Annotated in this window: 20 protein-coding genes and 1 tRNA gene; 19 read left to right on the top strand and 2 right to left on the bottom strand. The window is 45.7% G+C overall.

All coding sequences use genetic code 11. The features are described from left to right. Nucleotides 1-158 precede the first annotated feature (158 nt). Both Q0612_RS06860 and Q0612_RS06855 read left to right on the top strand, forming a co-directional pair. Nucleotides 159-671 carry a cyclophilin-like fold protein gene (locus Q0612_RS06860; RefSeq protein WP_298882474.1) on the top strand — a complete coding sequence of 171 codons (513 nt, stop codon included), beginning with the start codon at nucleotides 159-161 and terminating at the stop codon, nucleotides 669-671. Nucleotides 672-860: 189 nt separating this feature from the next. Beyond that, nucleotides 861-1,976: an alpha/beta hydrolase gene (locus Q0612_RS06855; RefSeq protein ID WP_298882473.1), complete on the top strand. Its 1,116-nt coding sequence runs from the start codon at nucleotides 861-863 to the stop codon at nucleotides 1,974-1,976. 63 nt (nucleotides 1,977-2,039) lie between these two features. Here Q0612_RS06855 and Q0612_RS06850 read toward each other — a convergent pair whose 3' ends face one another. Continuing rightward, on the bottom strand, nucleotides 2,040-2,276 hold the full coding sequence (locus tag Q0612_RS06850; RefSeq protein WP_298882472.1) for a hypothetical protein: 237 nt from the start codon (nucleotides 2,274-2,276) through the stop codon (nucleotides 2,040-2,042). A 209-nt stretch (nucleotides 2,277-2,485) separates the two neighbouring features. On the opposite strand from Q0612_RS06850, the gene Q0612_RS06845 reads away from it, so the two are divergent. The 12 genes from Q0612_RS06845 (at nucleotide 2,486) to Q0612_RS06790 (ending at nucleotide 13,086) form a co-directional block, all read left to right on the top strand. Further along, a complete protein-coding gene (locus Q0612_RS06845; RefSeq protein ID WP_298882471.1) occupies nucleotides 2,486-2,983 on the top strand; it encodes a PepSY domain-containing protein in 498 nt (165 codons plus the stop codon). Between the two features lie 417 nt (nucleotides 2,984-3,400). Continuing rightward, nucleotides 3,401-3,838, top strand: coding sequence for a GtrA family protein (locus tag Q0612_RS06840; RefSeq protein WP_298882470.1), 438 nt, complete (start codon nucleotides 3,401-3,403; stop codon nucleotides 3,836-3,838). A 2-nt stretch (nucleotides 3,839-3,840) separates the two neighbouring features. Then, the gene (locus Q0612_RS06835) at nucleotides 3,841-4,782 is read left to right on the top strand and encodes a diacylglycerol kinase family protein (protein WP_298882468.1); all 942 of its coding nucleotides are present in this window, start codon (nucleotides 3,841-3,843) and stop codon (nucleotides 4,780-4,782) included. A 15-nt stretch (nucleotides 4,783-4,797) separates the two neighbouring features. After that, nucleotides 4,798-6,831, top strand: coding sequence for an LTA synthase family protein (locus Q0612_RS06830; RefSeq protein ID WP_298882466.1), 2,034 nt, complete (start codon nucleotides 4,798-4,800; stop codon nucleotides 6,829-6,831). 173 nt (nucleotides 6,832-7,004) lie between these two features. After that, nucleotides 7,005-8,261, top strand: coding sequence for a C4-dicarboxylate transporter DcuC (dcuC, locus tag Q0612_RS06825; protein WP_298882464.1), 1,257 nt, complete (start codon nucleotides 7,005-7,007; stop codon nucleotides 8,259-8,261). A gap of 107 nt (nucleotides 8,262-8,368) precedes the next feature. Next, nucleotides 8,369-9,061 carry a uracil-DNA glycosylase gene (locus Q0612_RS06820; RefSeq protein WP_298882461.1) on the top strand — a complete coding sequence of 231 codons (693 nt, stop codon included), beginning with the start codon at nucleotides 8,369-8,371 and terminating at the stop codon, nucleotides 9,059-9,061. Continuing rightward, complete coding sequence (locus tag Q0612_RS06815) at nucleotides 9,061-9,852, top strand: threonine/serine exporter family protein (RefSeq protein WP_298882458.1); 792 nt, start codon at nucleotides 9,061-9,063, stop codon at nucleotides 9,850-9,852. Before Q0612_RS06820 ends, Q0612_RS06815 begins: the two co-directional genes overlap by 1 nt. After that, the gene (locus tag Q0612_RS06810) at nucleotides 9,843-10,325 is read left to right on the top strand and encodes a threonine/serine exporter family protein (protein ID WP_298882455.1); all 483 of its coding nucleotides are present in this window, start codon (nucleotides 9,843-9,845) and stop codon (nucleotides 10,323-10,325) included. The genes Q0612_RS06815 and Q0612_RS06810 overlap by 10 nt, the downstream gene beginning before the upstream one ends. Before the next feature lie 31 nt (nucleotides 10,326-10,356). Next, entirely contained in the window at nucleotides 10,357-10,914 is a 558-nt protein-coding gene (locus Q0612_RS06805; protein ID WP_298882451.1) for a manganese efflux pump MntP family protein, read from the top strand. Nucleotides 10,915-10,990: 76 nt separating this feature from the next. Next, nucleotides 10,991-12,124: a M20/M25/M40 family metallo-hydrolase gene (locus Q0612_RS06800; protein ID WP_298882448.1), complete on the top strand. Its 1,134-nt coding sequence runs from the start codon at nucleotides 10,991-10,993 to the stop codon at nucleotides 12,122-12,124. Nucleotides 12,125-12,155: 31 nt separating this feature from the next. Further along, nucleotides 12,156-12,308 carry a hypothetical protein gene (locus Q0612_RS06795; RefSeq protein ID WP_021720343.1) on the top strand — a complete coding sequence of 51 codons (153 nt, stop codon included), beginning with the start codon at nucleotides 12,156-12,158 and terminating at the stop codon, nucleotides 12,306-12,308. A 493-nt stretch (nucleotides 12,309-12,801) separates the two neighbouring features. Next, the gene (locus tag Q0612_RS06790; RefSeq protein ID WP_298882445.1) at nucleotides 12,802-13,086 is read left to right on the top strand and encodes a hypothetical protein; all 285 of its coding nucleotides are present in this window, start codon (nucleotides 12,802-12,804) and stop codon (nucleotides 13,084-13,086) included. Nucleotides 13,087-13,151: 65 nt separating this feature from the next. Here the strand turns inward: Q0612_RS06790 and Q0612_RS06785 are convergent, their stop codons facing one another. Next, nucleotides 13,152-14,684 (bottom strand): Ppx/GppA phosphatase family protein, encoded by a 1,533-nt coding sequence (locus tag Q0612_RS06785; protein WP_298882442.1) that lies wholly within the window; start codon nucleotides 14,682-14,684, stop codon nucleotides 13,152-13,154. Between the two features lie 213 nt (nucleotides 14,685-14,897). Here Q0612_RS06785 and Q0612_RS06780 point away from each other — a divergent pair, with 213 nt between their 5' ends. The 5 genes from Q0612_RS06780 to Q0612_RS06760 all read left to right on the top strand — a co-directional run bounded on the left by Q0612_RS06780 (nucleotide 14,898) and on the right by Q0612_RS06760 (nucleotide 19,893). Beyond that, a complete protein-coding gene (locus Q0612_RS06780) occupies nucleotides 14,898-16,448 on the top strand; it encodes an HD domain-containing protein (RefSeq protein ID WP_298882440.1) in 1,551 nt (516 codons plus the stop codon). Next, complete coding sequence (locus Q0612_RS06775; RefSeq protein ID WP_298882438.1) at nucleotides 16,448-18,550, top strand: RNA degradosome polyphosphate kinase; 2,103 nt, start codon at nucleotides 16,448-16,450, stop codon at nucleotides 18,548-18,550. Before Q0612_RS06780 ends, Q0612_RS06775 begins: the two co-directional genes overlap by 1 nt. 132 nt (nucleotides 18,551-18,682) lie before the next feature. Then, complete coding sequence (locus Q0612_RS06770) at nucleotides 18,683-19,021, top strand: hypothetical protein (protein WP_009146478.1); 339 nt, start codon at nucleotides 18,683-18,685, stop codon at nucleotides 19,019-19,021. Nucleotides 19,022-19,108: 87 nt separating this feature from the next. Then, a complete protein-coding gene (locus tag Q0612_RS06765; protein WP_298882435.1) occupies nucleotides 19,109-19,720 on the top strand; it encodes a hypothetical protein in 612 nt (203 codons plus the stop codon). A 96-nt stretch (nucleotides 19,721-19,816) separates the two neighbouring features. Then, a tRNA-Arg gene (locus Q0612_RS06760) sits at nucleotides 19,817-19,893 on the top strand. Nucleotides 19,894-20,087: the final 194 nt, after the last annotated feature.

Here is a 20,087-nt window from a genome sequence, read left to right as displayed (position 1 = left end):
AATTTTTGGCATTATTATAACGTAGCCTTGCTGATTATGCAAAAAAAGCATGCAACGGCAATTATTATAGGTATTGGACGCGTATTTAGACTGTTAGTATAATTATTGGTGAAGGGTAAATCCTGTTTTACATAATGATGTCCGCAAGGAGGTTTACTATGAAAAAATTATTGGCTTCTACAGCTTTAGCTGTAACATTGCTTATAAGCGGCTGCGCCGGTGCGGATGCACCTGATAGTAAAGCAGCTCAGAATCCTGCACCGAAAGTGCAGACTGCTCAAAATAAAACGCAGCAGTCACAGGCTGCAGCGCAAGGAATCAAGCTGAAGCTGCAGGTTGATAGTAAAAATATTGTTGTAGCACTTGCGGATAGTGCGGCAGCGAAGCGTTTAATTGATATGCTTCCCGCAGAGATAACCCTGAGTGATTTTAATCATACCGAAAAGATTGGCTATTTTAAAAATAAGCTTACTGGTGACGGAGCGCCAAGAGGGCATGCTCCGAAGGCCGGAGATGTGTGTATTTATGTTCCATGGGGTAATATAAGTGTGTTTTATGAGGATTTCAGATATACGAATGATTTGGTTTATCTGGGACACGTTGAACAGGGACTAGATATTTTGAGTACGCAGCAAAGCGATTTTAAAGTAAATTTTAGTATAGAGCACTAATTAAGGTAACTGTAAATCCAGCAAGAGAAAAAGCTTCTTTGGATAATACAAGAAATTAAGCTTTTTTAGTTTAATACTTCGAGCAGGCTCTAAGTCAAGAAAAAATTGCAGTTCGAAAATTTTGTTCTTGACTTTGAGTTAACTCCCAATAGTATATTCTTTTCAGTGAAAGATAAGAGGAATAGACCTATGAAAATAAGTAAACGATTAAAAAATACTTTGCTGCTTATGGCTTGTGGAGCTGTTATGACTTGTGGAAGCACTGCTTTAGCAGCGCAAGATGTGAACGCGCCGAGCAAGGCAACTGCGGAAACGATTAAAGCAGAGAAGCTTTCTAATGTCTGGGATAAAACCTTTGCGGAAAACAAAAATGTCAACCACCATAAAGTAACGTTCCATAACCGTTATGGAATTACGCTCGTGGCCGATATGTATACGCCAAAAACAATGAAAAAAGGCGATAAGCTAGCTGCCATTGCTGTAGCTGGTCCTTATGGCGCAGTAAAAGAACAGGTTAGCGGCCGTTATGCGCAGGAAATGGCTGCACGTGGCTTTTTAACCATCGCCTTTGACCCTTCTTTTACAGGTGAAAGTGCAGGCGCACCGCGTAATACTACTTCACCGGATATTAATACGGAAGATTTTTCTGCAGCAGTAGATTTTCTTTCTGTACAGGAAAATGTTAATGCGGAAAAAATTGGTATTCTTGGTATCTGCGGCTGGGGAGGTTTTGCGTTGAACGCTGCAGCAATGGATACGCGCATTAAGGCAACTGTTACATCGACGATGTACGACATGACGCGCGTCATTGCTAACGGCTATTTTGATTACGAAAAGGATGCTGCTACGCTGAAAAAGGAGCGCATGGCTTTGCGTAAGCAGGTTAACGAGCAGCGTACCATCGACTATAAAACAGGCACTTATAAAATGGCAGGCGGCGTACCTACGGAAGTAGATGAGAAAACTCTGGGGTTTGTAAAGGATTATCACGATTATTATCAGGAAAAGCTTGGATACAGCCCACGTTCCTTTGGTTCGACGACAGGTGCAACGCTCAGTTCCTTAACTGCATTTATGAATATGCCGCTGCTTTCTTATAGTGACGAGATTGAAAGTGCTGTGCTGATGATTCATGGGGAAAAGGCGCATTCGCGTTATTTTAGCGAAGATGCTTTTAAAAAGCTGCAAGGCGATAATAAGGAGCTTTTGATTATTCCTGGGGCTGTGCATACGGATTTGTACTACAAGATGGATGTAATTCCCTTTGATAAAATAGAAGCTTTCTATATGAAGTATCTAAAATAAATTTTGCATTATAAAAATGGCTGTTGCAGTTGATGTTTGCAACAGCCATTTTTCCTTGTAAAGCTATTCTATGCTTAAAAAGCATTTTGCAAAATCAATGAATTTTTGCAGAGTATGGCTCTGCTGTCTGTCGCGTCGCCATACAAGCAGAATATCGCTATGCAGTGCAGGGGTAAGTGGGCAATAGGTGAAACGCTTCTCGTCGAGCAGAGGCATTTGGACGGAGATGCCATAATAACCGCACTGCTCAACAAAGACGGCAGTATTGGCTAAAAGATTACTGTTGCCAATAAAACGCATCTTAGTAATGTCACCGCTGAGCCAGTTGAAAATTTCGCTGCGTGCCTGTAGGCGTGCAGTCGGCGGAGAGTATAAAAAGAATTGGGATTGAAACGCTGGCGTACGTTGGAGCTTCTAAAAAAAGTCACAAAGACTTCACAATGCAAATCCTAGAAATTTAGTATACTTTAAATATAGTGTAACTTTTCACATTGAAGGAGGTTTATCTCATGAAAAAATTAACAGCTATTATTACTGGCGCACTGACTGTTTTGGCAATTTCTGCTACAGCATTTGCTGCTAATCTGATTAGTGCGGACGAAGCTCGTGCAATTGCGCAAAAACAAGTTCCAACAGGTAGTACTTACCTGCATACTGAAGCAGAACTGCAAAAAATGCAACCATATTATGAAGTGAAGTTTTTTGATACTGCTACTCAGACAAAATATGAAATTGATGTATATCAAATAAATGGTAAAATCAAAGAATACAATATGGAAAGAAAAGCGTTGGGTGGCAGCGCTAATGTAATCTTGTCCAAAGATGATGTAAAAGCAATTGTTGCTAAAGAAGTTGGTGACGTGTCGATTTATGAACTGAAATTGGACAGAGAACATGGATTATATGAATATGAAGTGAAATTCAGTGCCTCTGGTTTACGTGGTGAGATGAATATTAATCCAGAAACTGGTGTATTGCTGGATAAAGAGGTAAAATACAGCCTTTAAGAATAATTTGGCTATAAGAGTTTTAGAAATTTTTTAGAGCGGTGCGAAAGCATCGCTCTATTTTTGTGATTTTTATTCTTAGTTTTGAGTTAAATTCAGATGCTATTAAAAAGTTGTAAGGCGATAATAAGGATCTGCTAATTATTTCCGGGGCTGTGCGTCTTTGGCCAGTGTTACAGAGGGATTTGTCGCACTGATTGCCCAATAGGGAATCTTTGCTGTTTTACTGATATTGCAGTCTGCAATGGCGCTGGAGCTGGTAAAAATACAGTATACAAAAGGAGCGGTCAGTGTATCTTTTTTCAACAATTTTATAAATATATAAATCTGGCACCATCAGCATCTCCTACCGGAAAGCTTTGAAAACTTCGCTTAAAGATGATATAATAAGCTATTATACTATGACTGGAGTACGCTATGCGCAGGAAAATATTATTTGGTGTTGATTATACGGACAGCGAGCTGATTAAGCTCTTGCTGTATCTGTTTGTCGGTGGCACGGCGGCCTTGGTGGAGTGGGCCTTGTTCTATATTTTCTTCCACTATCTTTTAAGTGGCCTGAGCCTTACACTGCTGACCATGCTGGCAACAGCCTTATCCTTTTGTCTGGCAACACTGTATCATTATTTCTTGGGCAATGTTCTGGTTTTTGACAGTGGCAGCCGTTATAAACGCGGCAAGGAGCTTAGCCTGGTGTTTTTGGTAAGCTGCATAGGTTTGGCGTTTAACCTGCTGCTGATGTATATTTTCGTCAGCTTGCTTGACTGGCAGCCAATGCTGTCTAAGGTGCTGACAAGCTGTATTGTTGTTGTATGGAACTATCTCTCACGCAAAAAATGGATTTTTAGGAGTTAGATATGCCTGTAGAATATGTAGACGTAAAAAAATTTAAAAAGGTTGTGCTTTTGTATAACCGTAATTCCGGTAAACAGCTTTTTGCCAGCATGATGGCTAAGGTGAATGAAACCTATAAGCTGGTGAAGGAATTAGTCGGACCTAAAAATGCAGAAATGCGGGATATCCGCTTTTTTGACCAGATACCGCAGATTGCTGCGGAAATAGTTGAGGAAAAGGTTGATTGGGTGATAATTGCCGGCGGTGACGGTACAATCAGGGCTATGATTGAACAGCTGGCTAATCGCAAGTATGTGCCCTATATCAGCGTTTTTCCTGCCGGTACGGTAAATCTGGTGGCTAAGGAGCTGCTGCTGAAGGCAGACCCGCATAAATGGTTTAAGCGTGTGTCAAAAGGCATTGAGGTGCCGGTTTATCTGGGACGCGCCAACGGCAATGTTTTCCTGACGGTTGCCGGTATAGGCTTTGATTCCCTTGTAGTAGACAAGGTGACCGAAAAAGAGAAAAAGCTGCTCAACAAGCTTGCTTATGTTTGGCAGGGAACAGAGATTATGCGTAAGGAATTTCTGTTTAACAACTGGCGTTACCGTTTTCAGGTACGCTTTGATGATGAAGAACAGTGGCATGAGGCAACCTCTGTTATTGTAGGCAAGAGCCGCTATTATGCAGGACGTTATAACCTCTTTAACGGTGCGTCGCTTTCATCACCTCTTTTACATGCGGCGCTGTTTACCGGGGATAAGCGCGGCGATTTTATCCGTTATGCTGCCTGCATTGCTATGGAGGCGCTGACGCTGGATAATGATATTATTATCCGTGCAGCGAAGAAGATGGAAATACGCTGCAATGAAGAGAATTTTGCAGCAGAGCTTGATGGAGATGCTGTAACAACTGCTCCGCTTTTAATCGAGATGGAGTCCGAGCCGATTAAGTTTTTGGCGTAAGCAAGGAAATGGTGTATGGTGAATAGGATTAGCAGAAAAATGGGCTGGCTGATTTTTATTATAGCAGCCTGTATAGTTGAAGGCTTCTTTGCCTGGCAGAGCTTCGGCGGAACGCACCCCTTTCCGCTGAATGAGTTTGGTTTTCAGATTTTTGATCATGTATTGCGTGACAGCGTTTTGGCAGAGATAGCGTATGTACTGTATTACCGGCGTAAGCGTGTGCCGGACAGATTGCAGCGCTATTTTCCCGTTATTGTTATCGGTATTCTTTATCTGGGCGAAGCATTTTTTATGGTAAACCAGCTTAGTCTTGATAAAGGTTTGCAGACAAGCCTTTCCGTGCTGGCCGGTATTAACAATAACATTTTTATTGTGCTGCTGATGGCAATGTGCTACCATAAATGGCCTAATATCGGGATGAAAATCCTTTATTTTGCCGTTTATGTATTTTCTGCTCTGGCAGTGGTTTTTGACGGCTTCTATTTTTGGCAGACCTCCATGCACGTGGAGAGCGTTCTCTTCCAAAACCTGAATATCTATGCTGTTAAAGGTATTTTTGCGACGATGAGCAATACGATGATTGCCGGTATTGTTATCAGCATAGTTGTTATTTTACTGCTTTTTTATGTACCGAAGCCGCAAAAGCGTAAGCCGAACTTTGCCTGGTCACTGCTGTGCGTGGCCATGTTTACCTTGGGCTTGAACCTTACCGACAGATTGCTTGGTTATGCAGGCATGTACGGCGTGGAAAATGTTATCGGTATGTACGCCGAGGTAGAGAACGAAAAGACACGTATGAACTATCGCAATATGCTTTCTGTTCCTGTTAATGTGAACTTTGTCAGCAAGGCAATTTTTGATACGGATAAAATTGCCGGCGGCAAGCATGTGGAGCAGCGCGAGCTGACTGCAAAGGATAAAACACGTCTGACGGAAATGGGTATAGATGAGCCTAAAGCAAAGATTGCCAAAATCAAACCGCAGTATGACCGAGTTGTTCTGCTGATTCTGGAATCCATGCACCGTGATTACATTAACTACTATAACAAGGATATTCCCGAAGAGGCTACTCCGTTCTTAAATAGTCTTGTTATCCGTTATCCGCATATGAACAGGTATTATTCCTCTGCCGTGCCGACAACGCAGGGCCTTAATGCTACCTTCCGTTCGCATCTGATTATGGATAAGGATATTTCCGGCAAAAATACGCCCTCGCTGTTCCGCAGCGCGCAGGCAGCGGGAATGCGAGGCATCTTTATGAACGCTTCCAGCCAGTATTATGCCAATGAGCTGCGCGAATATCCGACGCAGTTCGGTATGAACGAATACTATGCCAAGGAATATCTGGAAAAGCAGGGCTATACCGGTGCCAGCGGCTGGGGCTTTCATAATGACGTAATGTATGAGGAAACACTGAAGCTGCTGGAAAAAGCCAAAGCAAAGAATGACCGTCTGGTGATGGTTACCAAAACACTGGATATGCATCAGCCTTATCCTTACACCGGCTTCAGCTGGAACGAAATGCCGGATAATGTGCGCAGCAATCACTTTATTACAGTGCGCGGCGTATATTGGGTTGATAAAACGCTGGAGCATTTCTTTAAGGAAGCACAGAAGCGCGGACTGATGGATGACAGAACGCTGTTCATCATTACGAGTGACCATAATCCGCACAGCGGCGGCGAGTATACGAAGCTTGTTACCAAGGCTGAGGATAAACAGAGCATTGCACCGATTCCGCTGATTTTTGTATCGAAGAACTTGGCGCCGCTCAATAATCTGCGCACCAATGAATATGCTTCGCAGATTGATCTGGCGCCGACGCTTTTGTATCTGTTGGGCATTGATGTGCCGGAAAAATTCATGGGCCGCAATCTTCTGCAGCGTACTGATATTCCTTATGCCTTGGGCTACTTTGGCGGTAAGGCGTTCTACTGGTCGGATGAGCGTCATTTTGTCGACCAGATGGATAAGCCTGTACCGGATACAGAATATGAGGATGCTTTAACAAACTATATTATTCATTATTATGGATTGTGGCATCAATAAAGTTATTAAAAAATACCGTTCTACAGAAATGTGGGACGGTATTTGTACTTTTGCTATATAAACTTAGCTGAAGAAAACAAGTATTATGTATACAATTAACAATACACTTTTCAAAAGCATTTCTATCACATATAATATTAATGCAAAAAAATAATTTTATGGAGGGAATGAAGATGTTTCTGATAATTGGTGCACTCGTTGTTATCGGTGTAATTTATCTTTTGTTGAAACGACATGAATCCAGAATGGTACTTATTGCCGCTGGTATTCTGATGTGCTGTATTGCCGGCAAGCCAATGGCTTCTCTTGATGCTTTTGCCAAAAGCATGACTAATGCCGGTCTGATTACTTCTGTTTGTTCCTGCATGGGCTTTGCCTGGTGCATGAAGTATACGGGCTGCGACAAGCATTTGGTTGTTGCTATTGGTAAGGTTTTGAAAAAAATGGGCTTTTTGCTCATTCCCGGTGCTACGCTGGCAACCTTTGTTGTTAATATTGCTATCCCCAGTGCTGCAGGCTGCAGTGCTGCGGTAGGCGTAATTTTTATTCCGATTATGATGTCTGCGGGCATTCATCCGGCAATGGCTGCTGCTGCCGTTAAATCCGGTACCTATGGCAGTATGCTGAACCCCGGCCTGGTACATAACGCCGTTATCGCTAAGCTGGCAGGTGTACAGGTTACTGATGTAATTGCCAACCATATGCTGGCAACTGTAGTCGGCGTAATCATTGCTGCAGCTGTATTGACCGTTATGGCAGTTGTGCTGAAGGAAAACAGAGGCTTTGCTCCGGAAGGCGAAGCAGGTGTTGACGAAAACTTCGGCATTAATCCGCTTTTCGCCGTTATGCCGCTGGTTCCGGTTATTATTCTGCTGCTGGGCAGCACCAAGCTGGTGCCTGCGCTGAAAATGGGCGTACCCCACGCTATGGTTATCGGCGCAATCCTGTCCTTGGCAGTAACCCGTAAAAATCCTGTTGAGCTGACTAAGAGCTTCTTTGACGGCATGGGCGATGCTTATGCTAATATCATCGGTATTATTATTTCCGTAGGCGTTTTCGTAGCAGGCCTGAATGCTTTGGGACTGATTAAGGCGCTGATTAACTGGATGCTGAATTCTACCGGTATTGTTAAAATTGCTGCCACCTTCGGTCCGTTTGTGCTGGCACTTATTTCCGGCTCCGGTGACGCTGCAACCGTTGCGTTCAACGAAGCAGTTACTCCGCATGCTGCTCAGTTTGGCCTGGAAACCATGAACATGGGCTCTATTGCAGCTTTGGGCGGTACTCTCGGCCGTACTATTTCCCCGATTGCCGGTGCTACTATTATCTGCGCAGGCATTGCCGGTGTAGACCCGATGGAGGTTTGCAAGCGTAATGCGTTGGGTATTACCTTGGCGCTGGTTGTAGGCATGATACTGCTGCTGTTCTAAAATTTGATACTGTTTAAAGCAGAAAATGGATGCGGAACTGTTGCTTCGCATCCATTTTTATTGCGACGACTTGCCTCTATGCGGTATAATAATGCATGGAGGGAATCATGGAGATTAATACTTTTCTTGATAAATTACAAAGCTATCACAGCGAGCAGGTTTTTAATCCCTGGCGTGATTTTGATACAAGCTGTGATATAGGCCCGCAGGCTCCCATTATCCGCAGTGCCAATCTGCGCCGTTATCTGGAGCTGCGTCCGGATGCACATTATTTGTTTATTGCCGAGGCCTTGGGCTATCAGGGCGGTCATTTCAGCGGCATTGCTATTACTTCGGAGCGGATTCTGCTGGGCCATCATCCTGATGTAGAGCCGAAAAGCGTGCTGGGCGAATGGGATTACCGCCGCACGAGTGATGCAGGCAGCGCAATGCTGAACAATACGCAGCGCCTGAAGGGCTTTAACGAGCCTACGGATACTGTTGTCTGGAACGCGCTGAACAGTCATGGCCTTGCGTCCTTTGATGTTATTCTTTGGAATATTTTTCCGTTTCATCCGTATAAAGCAGGCAACCTGCTGACTAACCGTACGCCCTCACCGAGCGAGCTTGATGTAGGCATTGAGTACGCGCGGATGCTGCTGGAGCTGCGTCCGGGGATGAAAATTGTTGCCATCGGTCAGAAGGCGGCGACAACGCTGTCTCGTTACGGCGTTGAATGTATGGCTGTGCCGCATCCGTCTATGGGCGGTGCCAACCGCTTCCGTGCGGCAGTAGCGCAGCTGTTAGGCGGTGAGGCATAATGGGACTGGAAGCTGCTCCTTTAAGCCGTGAGCAGACACTGCATATTGCTCTTGGTATGGGCAAGGCACTTTTGAAAAACGGTGCGGAAACCTCTAGAGTGGAGGACACTATTTCCCGCTTCTGTCATACGCACGGCTATCACGATATTCATGTTTTTGTTACGCCGACGGTTATTATTTTAGGCGATGAGGAAAGCGAGGGTGCTACGATTATCAGCCGCATCCGTTATCGCAGCACTAATTTGAGCGTTATCAGCGCTGTGAACGATTTTTCCTATAATCTGAAACGCTGGCCGCTGAATTACAAAGAAACGCTGGCGTATCTGGAAGAGCTGCGTCACAAGGCACCGCCCTATGGCAAATGGCGTGTCTGCATGGCTTCGGCAATCAGCTCGGCAGCCTTTTCGGCGATGCTGGGAGGCAACAGCCATGACTTTATCGCGGCCTTTATTACCGGCGGTCTTTCCATGGTGCTGTTAAAGCAGTTGGGTGGTTATCGCCCCAGCGCCTTTTGGGAAAATGCGCTTTCTGGTGCGGCAATCGGTGCGCTGGCTATTTTTTGCTGTGAGATGGACGGCGAATGTACGCGTACCAATATCATCGTAGGTGCGCTAATGCCGTTCCTGCCGGGTGTAGCCTTTACCAACGGTCTGCGCGATTATATGGCCGGCGATTTGATTTCCGGCAATTCGCGTATTGCCGAGGCGATGCTTTTTGCTACATCCATTGCAATTGGTCTGGCATTTAGTTTGCTTGTATGGTATCACTGGGGGTGGAAGCTGTGGGCATAAATTATTTTACAGCCTTTGGCTTTGCATTCATTGCTACTGCTGCCTTCGGTATTCTGTTTCAGGCACCGCGCAAAAGCCTGCCTGTCAGCGGCGTTATAGGTGCGGTAGGCTGGGTAGTTTATTGCTATATCCGCAAGGATTTAGCGTATGATTCTTTTTATGCCATGCTTTTTGCCACGGTTGCGCTTTCGCTTTTGAGCGAGCTGGCGGCGCGTATCTTTAAGCAGCCGGTAACGATTTTTGTTATTCCCGGTATTATCCCGATTGTGCCGGGACTCGGCATGTATCGCGGTATGGCGGCGATTATAGAAAATAATTACGACACGGGCATGAACATTCTCATAACCACCGGCATGGATGCCAGTGCTATTGCCTTGGGAATGATGCTTATGACGAGCGTGTTCCGTGTAATTAAGATAAGCAAGGATCATGAACGCTTGCTGCAGCTGCTGCATAAGGAAAATAAAGAATAGATTTGTTTACAGTGAGTGAGGGAAAGAAAATATGAGTTTAGCAGAGCTGTTGCTGCTGGCAGTTGGCTTGGCGATGGATGCCTTTGCCGTTTCTGTTTGCGGCAGTATGGTGCTGACACCGGATAACAGACTACGCGGAGCTTTGCGCTTCGGCAGCTGGTTCGGAGCATTTCAGTTTTTGATGCCGGTGATAGGCTATTTCGGCGCTGTATCGTTTCGTGATTATATTACGGAATATGATCATTGGCTTGCCTTTTTCTTATTGCTTTATCTGGGAATCAACATGATTCGTGAAGCAAACGAGGCCTGTCATGTCAAAAAAGATTATAGCGTGAAGGAGATGGCGGTGCTGGCGATTGCCACCAGTATTGATGCTCTGGCAGTTGGTATCAGCCTGGCCTTTTTGAATACCGATATCTGGTCCGCTTCCATACTGATTGGCGTGGTGACCTTTGCTATCGCAGCCTTTGGCGGTCTGGCTGGCTTTAAGCTGGGAGCTATGGCCGGCAAGAGAGCTGATGTAGCCGGCGGCCTGGTGTTGATTTTTATCGGTGTCAAAATTTTGCTGGAACATACAGGAATAATTTAAGGAATAAAAGTTTAGCGGATTTGCTGCCCATTTAGGCACGCTGAGCTTAATTTATATCATAGAAAGGAAGATATACATGACGCAAGTAAATAAGGAGCGTATGCTCGCAGAATTTAAGGAAATTGTTGCTCTGCCTTGTCACAGCCTGCAGGAGCGTCCGGTATTCGAACTGCTCAAAGGCAAATTGGAGGCTCTCGGCTTTACGGTGGAAGAGGATGACGCCGGTGAAAAGCTGGGCGGCAACTGTGGTAATCTGTGGGCATTTTTGCCTGCCAGCGCAGGAGCTGAAGGTGCGGTACGCGTGCTGCTTTCTGCACATATGGACGGTGTTGAGCCCTGCGGCGGCACTACCGTTATCCAAAAGGACGGCGTTTTATACAGCGACGGCACCACTATTCTCGGCGGTGACGATAAATCCGGCGTTGAGGGTATTTTAGAGGGTATTCGCCTGCTGCTGGAGGAAGGCGCTCCGCATGGTGATATCCAGATACTCTTTACAGTTTGCGAGGAGGGCGGCGTTAACGGCTCCCGTTGCCTCGACCGCTCCAAGCTACGTGCCGACGTTGGCTATGCACTGGATGGTGAAGGCGCTCCGGGCGAGATTGTTATTGGTGCTCCCGGCCAGAAAAAATATAAAATCGATATTATTGGCAGAACCGCTCATGGCGGACTGGAGCCGGAAAAGGGCATCAACTCCATTATGATTGCTGCCAAGGCTCTTGCTGATGTTAAGCGCTATGGCCGTATTGATGAGGAAACTACCTGCAATATCGGCATTATCGGCGGCGGTAAGGCAACCAATATTGTGCCTGATCTGGTAACCATTGAAGGCGATGCGCGCAGCCGTAACAAGGAAAAGCTGGAGGCTATCTGCAAGGAAATCGTAGAAACTATTGCAACCAGTGCTGAAAAATACGGCGCTAAGGCTGAAGTCTTTGTAGATAACAAGTACGATTCCTTTGCTGTTGCTGAGGACAGCGATGTTGTGACGCTGGCAAAAGCTGCCTGCGCAATGCATGGCTTTACGCCGGATATTACGGTTACCGGCGGCGGCAGTGATGCCAACTTCCTGAATGCTTATGGTCTGCCGAGCGTAATCTTGGGCACGGGCATGAGCAATGTCCATACTGTTGACGAATACATCAAGGAAGAGGATTTGTACAATTCTGCGCTGATGGTACATGGTATTCTGAAGGCTGCGGTAAAATAAAAAGCTATTATTTTGGCGGAGGTTTATTCTGATGGATATGGAAACTGATGAACAACAAAAAGCTCGCATGGAATTGTATAATGCCTTGCTAGAAGGCTTAAGTGATATTGAAGCAGGAAGGGTAATTCCTGCCGAAGAAGCTATAAAAATGTTTATGGAAAAATATCCTGAACTAAATATATAGGAATGATAAACCACTAAACATAGAAAATTTTATAATGCTGTCTTGAGGTCTGTATACTTATGCGTATGCAGACCTTTTTTTGTCCTAACTTTGAAGCAGATAGAAGAGAAAAATCTTTTTATATGTACATATGGTTGACGGGGGGGACAACGTAGTATAATGAGCGCAAGGACTAAAAATTTTCAGCTCGTAGCGAAAGTTTATGAAAGGGTGTGGACTTTATGAGTAACGAAGCTCATGAGATAAAAGTAATCATGGATTGCCTTAAGGCACTTGAAAAAATACTATTGGTGGCTTACCGGAAAAAATACAGGGTGATATTACGACTCATGCATTTATTGCTGCAGGAAGTTCTTTTATACCTGTCCCTGGTGCAAGTGCGGCAGCTAATGTTGCTAATATTTGGGCAATGTATGCGAGAATTAATTCTGACATAGGAATAACATTTTCTAAAAATATTTTAAACACTGTTGCGTCTGGAGTAGTAGCCAACTTGGGAGGATATGTAGTTTTGCTAGGTGCTGGCGAGCTTTTAAAATTTATACCTGTATTTGGCTCTTTTGTTGGTGCTGCCATTGAAAGTGGGATTGCATATGCTATTACAATAGTATTAGCTTATGTGTATATAAAGGCTATTACTTTAATGGCTAGAAAAAGAATAGATTTTAATAATGAGGAAAAATTACAACATGAAGTTGATGAAATTTTACGTAATGATAAAGAAGAAATAAAGGCTATGCTTAAAGAAGCGAAAAATTCTTATAAACCTCAAAAATAATATTACTAATGAAATAAAAACAGCAGCCTTGGCATACGCAAGCGTATACTGAGGCTGCTGAATTTTTATTCTTCTGCTGCTGTTGCCAGCTGCACCTTCAGCTCTACGCCGAAGGTTTTTTTGAACCATGACAGATGTTCCTGAATCTGATGCATTTCAATACTGGGAATACCTTGAGCATAGAGCTTTAAGGTAGCAGTCTTTTTGTTGATGCCAGGTTCAATAACGTGAATCTGGGAGGTTTCCGTATAATCGAGGCTTTCGGCTAATGCCAGCAGCAGTGCCAGCTTGTTGATTGTTTTCCAGTTGGAGTCGCTAAGCAGTTCCTTGTAGAAACGGTCCTTGAAATAGTTTTTGGAAACGCCGTTGTGCCAGCCGGCGATAGCTGCCGTGATAACCTGCTCTTTGTGCGTCAGTCCGAAGAGCTTGGCATTTAAAATCATATAGGCACTGTGACGTGCGTGACTGTAGAAGTTGATAGTAATGCCGATGTCATGCAGCAGCGCAGCGGTTTCCAGCAGGCGGCGGTAATTTTTGCGTAAGCCGTGCAGCTCACTCCAGCCGTCAAACATTGATAACACCAAATGAGTGATGTGTCTGGAATGCTGCTGGTCTGGTTCATATAGGTTTAACACATTTTCCCTGCTCATTTTAAGGATATCCTTCGCTATAATGGGCACGTGATTTTCTTTGGAATAATAATCGAAGAACAGGCCTTCGCGCAGGCCGCAGCCGGAGGTGATGAGCTTTTTGGCACCCGTTGCCTCCAAAAGGCAGCTGATAATGCTGCTGCCGGCCAAAATGATATCACTACGCTCACTGCTGAGGCCGGAAATTTTTTTGCGTTGCTCCAGATTTGTGTTGCGCAATCTGTTGAAGAAGCTGCAATATGTTTGCGTGGTATAGGAATAATTGTGGATTTTGGTTGCCGGATATTTCTTTTCACGCTGTATGATTTTAGCTACCGTACGCGCGGTACCGCCGACGCCGATGAGAGGCAGCCCGTTCTGCTTGAGCCAGGGGTACTTTTCCAGACGGCTCATGATAAAAAAGCTCACGTCGCTGAAGACATTGGCGGGCATGACGTTACGGGTGTTGAACATGGAGGTGGTATTGACTGCACCGATGGGCAAGGACACGCTTTCTAAAATTTTACGGTTCTTGAACAGAATCAGCTCGGTACTGCCGCCGCCTAAGTCGAAAATGATGCCGTCCTTGACGTTGAGGGTGTTGATAACACCAAGGTAGCTGATGTAGGCTTCGGTATTGCCGGAGATGATGTGCAGCTGGATGCCTGTTTCTTCGGCAACGCGCGCAACAAGCTCGGCGCCGTTGGCAGCGTTGCGGATGGCTGCGGTAGCAACGGCAATGGTTTTGTCAGCCTGATAAATTTTGCACATATAGGCAAAGCTTTTCATGGTTTCGATGGTGCTGCTGAAGGCTACTTCTGTAAGCATGTTTTTTTCGTCGACCTTCTGACTCAGGCGCAGTGCTTCTTTTTGGTTATAGACCATATTATAAGCACCATTCTTATAAATATGGCTGATAACAAGCCGGGCCGAGTTAGAGCCGATGTCAATAATTGCGATTCGTTGCATTTTCCTTTTCTCCTTGTGGGGTGTTCCTCTAAACTCCGATTATTCTATTTTAATGATATATTATTATATTACCCATAACCTGCAAAAATCCTGCGTAAAAAAGTAAAATTCGTGTTAATTTGTTAAATTAATGTATAATCTTGAATTCTTCGCAGGATTTTTGTTCGGGAAACAGAATTATACCAGTAATATACTGTTTTGGAGGCTTAGCTAATGAAGCGTAAAAATTATACAACCTTTGCTGCGATTCATCTAGGCTCGGAGATGCTCAGTATGCAGATTACCGAATATCACAATACCGAAAGGTATAAGGTTATTGAATGCTGCAACCGACGCATCCGTCTGGGTGAGGCAACTTTTAAAAATAAAATAATTCCTTTTCCGCTGGTTTCCGAAATCTGCGAAATCCTGATAGGCTTCAAGCGCCTGATGAAGGAATACGGTGTAGAGGAATATGTTATGCAGGCGACAACGGCCGTGCGTGAGGCCAGCAATCAGGTATTTCTGCTGGACCAGATTTACAACAAAACCGGCCTTGTTGTCGATGTTGTTGATATGCCACGAGAAATTTATACCAAGTTTGTGGCTATCCGCAATACGCTGAAGGCAGAAAAAATTTCTACCGAGCGTGAGGGCATGCTGATGATGGATATTTCCTCCGGCGGTTTGGGTGTAACGCTGGTGCGAGATGAAAAAATATGCTATCAGGGCAATTTCCATATCGGTATTATCCGTATTAAGGAAAGCTTTGAGCGCAACCGTCGTGAAAGCATGCATTTTAACAAGGCGCTGACGGAATTTCTCAGCAGTACAATCGGACCGGTAAGAAACGAGCTGGGTGACAGCAAGGTGCGATATCTGGTGCTGTCCGGTACAGAGACCGAGCTTTTGCTGCGCATGCTGGGTCTGGATGAAAAGCAACTGGTGCATCGCATCAAGGCGGCGGATTTCCATGCCTTTTTCGACAGCATGCGTCAGATGAGCCTGGCACAGCTGATTCAGGTATATAAGCTGCCGGAAAATGTTGCGGAGCTTGTGCTGCCTACGGTGCTGCTTTATGAACAGCTGCTGCATCTGATTCCCGCCAAGGAAATTATTATTACGGCAGACCGCTTTATCGACGGCATCCAGCTGCTGCATATCGGCAATAAAACGAATCCTGTAATGCGTAAGGAGCTGGAGCAGGAGCTTATCAGCCTTTTCCATACTATCGGCAGCCGTTATCTGTATGACAAGAAGCATGCCCAGCAGGTGGAGCGCCTGTCACTGATTATTTTCGATAAAATTGCCAAGGCTTACGGCATGGGTGAGCATGAGCGCCTGCTTTTGCGTGCAACCTGCATTTTGCATGATATAGGCAAATATATCTGCATGCGCAGCCATTCTATTTACAGCTATCAGCTGATTATGTCTACGGATATCATCGGCCTGAGCGAAGCGGATAAGGAGATTGTGGCGCTGGCGTCGTATTATCATGCCAACAGGTTGTTTGACAAGACCAATACGCGTGCTCCGCAGGTGGAAAAGGAGCTGGTGCCGGTTGTAGCCAAGCTGGCTGCCATTGTGCGCCTGGCCGATGCCTTAGACCGCAGTTATATGCAAAAAATCCACAGCTGCACTGTAACGCTGAAGGATAATAAGCTGAAGGTTATGGCAGCAAGTAAAGAGGATTTAACGTTGGAAATCTGGACATTTGATGATAAATCAACTTTCTTTGAGGAAGTTTTTGGTATTGAACCGATTTTGGAACGGGTGAATAAGTAATGGGAAAATTAGATTTGACAAAGCCTGAGTATTTTTATAACCGCGAGCTGAGCTGGTTGAAATTTAATCTGCGCGTGCTCAAGGAAGCAATGGTTAAGGACACACCGCTGCTGGAGCGCCTGAAGTTTATCGCCATTTCGGCCTCTAACTTAGATGAATTCTTTATGGTGCGCGTAGCCGGTTTGTGGAGCAATTTTGACAGCGGCGTAGAAAAGCGCGATGCCTCCGGCATGTCGGTGCATGAGCAACTGGTGGCTATTTCGCAGGCGGCGCATGAGCAGGTGCGCACTCAGACAAAATCGCTGATTGCGCTGATGGCAGAAATGGATGCGGTGAAGCTGCATTTCCGCCGCGTTAAGGATTTGAGCGAGCTGGGCAAGGACTGGCTGGAGGAATATTACCGCGAGGTTGTTTTCCCGGTATTGACGCCGATGGCGGTAGATGCTTCGCGTCCCTTCCCGTTTTTGGCCAATAAAACACTGAACCTTGCTGTTGAGCTTATTAAGGCTGACGGCGAGCACAGCATGGGCCTGATTCAGGTGCCGAGCGTGCTGGACCGCATTGTGGAGGTTGAGCCTGAGGGCAAGCGTACCTTCGTATTTTTGGAGGATATTATCGCCAGCCATTGCCATGATCTGTTCAAGGGCTGCCATATTCTGGATATGGTGTCCTTCAGAGTAACGCGTGACAGTGACCTTGACTTGGAAGAGGATGACAGCGTTGACCTGATGAAGGAGGTTGAGGAATCGCTGCGTAAGCGTAAGCGCGGCGCTGCTGTTCGCTTGGAAATCTTCAAAACGAATAACAATCGTATCAAAAGATTCCTGGAGGAAAATCTGGATGTTACGGAGATGGAGGTTTATGAAATCAACGGACCTCTGGACCCGACCTGCTTCTTTAAATTTATCGGTATGAAGGGCATGTGGCCGTGGCTGTATGAGCCCTTTGTGCCGCAGCGTCCGCTGGAGCTGCCGGATGACAGCGATTTGTTTGCCGCTATCCGTGCCAACGATATTTTGCTGCATCACCCCTATGAAAGCTTTGACCCGGTAGTTAAGCTGGTGAGCGATGCTGCCGATGACCCGCAGGTGCTGGCGATTAAGCAGACACTGTACCGTGTGAGCGGCAACAGCCCGATTGTTGCTGCGCTGGCGCGTGCTGCGGAAAACGGTAAGCAGGTAACGGTACTGGTAGAGCTTAAGGCACGTTTCGATGAGGAAAACAATATTCTCTGGGCGCGTCGTCTGGAAAAAGCGGGCTGCCATGTTATCTACGGTTTGGTAGGCTTAAAGACACATGCCAAAATTATTCTGATTGTGCGCAAGGAGGATAACGGCATTAAGCGTTATCTGCATCTGGGTACAGGCAACTATAATGACAGCACAGCAAAATTATATACTGACCTTGGCCTGATGACGGCGAACGATGAGTTTGGCAGCGATGCTTCGGCGTTCTTCAATCTGCTCAGCGGCTACAGCGAGCCACCGGTTTGGAACAAGCTGGTTATGGCGCCGTTGGGACTGCGCGAAAAGATTTACGCGCTGATTGATAATGAAATTGCTATGGTGCGTTCCGGTCGTGAGGGACATATCATCGCCAAGATGAACTCACTGATTGACCAGCCAGTAATCCAGAAGCTGTACGAGGCTTCGGCTGCAGGCGTGCATATTGACCTGATTGTGCGCGGTATCTGCGGCCTGCGCACGGGCATCGAGGGCATCAGCGACAATATTACGGTCCGCAGCATTGTAGGCCGTCAGTTGGAGCACAGCCGTATCTTTTGGTTTGCCAACGGCGGCGAGGAGCAGCTGTATCTTTCCAGTGCCGACTGGATGCCGCGTAACCTTAACGACCGCGTAGAGCTGTTCTTCCCGGTAGAAACAGAGGAACATATCCATCGCATCAAGGCGCTGCTTGATTTGTATCTGCGCGATAATGTGGGCGCACATATGATGCAGTCCAACGGTACCTATCGCCGTGTACGCAACAAGCTGGAGCCTGTGAGCGCACAAAGCACTTTGTACGAGATGGCACAGCTGGCGGTGACTGCCGACAAGCTGCCGATGGAAAAACGTTTGCAGCCTGTGTTCAGCCGCAGATAATAGTGCTACATTATATTTATCAAGGATTATGAGCTAAAAAAGACCGGTAGTTTAATTACTTGCTTAAATCCTTATATTGATATTATGTGCTTAAGTTGCTATAATTAGTAACAAGAGCAGAGGGGGATTGAAATGAGTAATTATGCTGTAACCTTGAATTATAATTGCCATTATGGCTATGTAGAATATAACGAAGCGGATAAGACTGCCGTAGTAACCTTGCCGGAGGCTGTTGCCGAAGCTAAGGCTGCTGTCGAAAAGTATCTGGCAACTCCGTTGAGCCTGGATGTGCCGCAGGGTGATACTATCCGTGATTTTGCTACGATAACGCTGGAGCCGCTTTCCAGTAAGGAGGCGTTTCAGGTAGCGCTTACCCGTCTTTGGGGTAAAACCGGCGTGCGTGTTGAATGGAGCATGCCTCCGGGAATGGCGGACGATATCGCCGCTGAGGTGCTTGCAGAGGCACATTAACTGCTGCTTGTTTGAGGGCAGACTCTTTATGTAGTAGAGTCTGCCCTTTTGTTTATAAAATTTGTGTGAAGAATAGGAGAAATGCAGATGCTAGATATCAACAAATTACGCAATGCTTACAATGTTATTCACCGTATGAGCCAAAACAGACATCCTTTTGCCGAGGAGGAGCTTTCACTGGAGGTTGTACAGAGCGCGCAGGTACAGGAGGCGCTTGCCGATGCCGCAGAGGTTATTGCTGTTTACGGCAAGATTATGAATCTGGTGTCGCAGAGCACGAGCTTCGGTGTTGGCGGCAGCAAAATTCAAAAAGAGTCTTTTAATGTAACTGCTGAGGAGCTTGTATATTTAAAACCTGTAGAAATGCCTTTGAAGATTTCGGATATCGCTAAAAGTATCAATGAAAATATACCTGCTATTGCTAACGAAAAAATGAACAAGGTGACTGCTCCAGGACTTGGACGTTGGCTGATGAGCTTAGGCTATTTACAGATGTCGGATAACGGAAAAAATAAGATCGCGACTGAAAAGGGCGCTGAGCTTGGCATTCATACGGAAAAACGTGAAAGTCAACATGCTGGCGATGGCTATTATGTAAATTATTATTCGCAGGCAGCGCAGCAGTTTATTTTTGATAATCTGCCTGCTGTGGCGGAGTTTTTGGCAAAGGAAAAAGAGGAAAAGAGTGCTGACGCATAACTTGCTGTTTCCTCATTGCCAGTATTTTGTTTTTGCGGTATAATATTTAGTACAGCTTGGGCGGAAAGGCTTGAGTTCTGCCTGAGCTGTTGTTATGGTTCCGTAGCTCAGTAGGATAGAGCAACCGCCTCCTAAGCGGTAGGTCGCCAGTTCGATTCTGGCCGGGATCACCAAAAGTATATTGATTGCCGTACATGCTTACCCGAGAGGAAAAGTCGCCAGTCCAATTCCACCCTTGCGGGTACGCGTGGCCGGAATCAGCATGTTGAAATTATTATATTTAATGAAGAACGCCCCTGGAGTTAGGTCCGGGGGCTTTTTGTGGTGCGCCCAGCATGGGCGATAACTAGGTGGTGAAAGTCCACTA

This window comes from uncultured Phascolarctobacterium sp. (assembly GCF_937920985.1).
Taxonomy (GTDB): Bacteria; Bacillota; Negativicutes; order Acidaminococcales; family Acidaminococcaceae; genus Phascolarctobacterium_A.
Note: the sequence above shows the minus strand (reverse complement) of the source record. Positions and strands in the feature narration are given on the sequence as shown.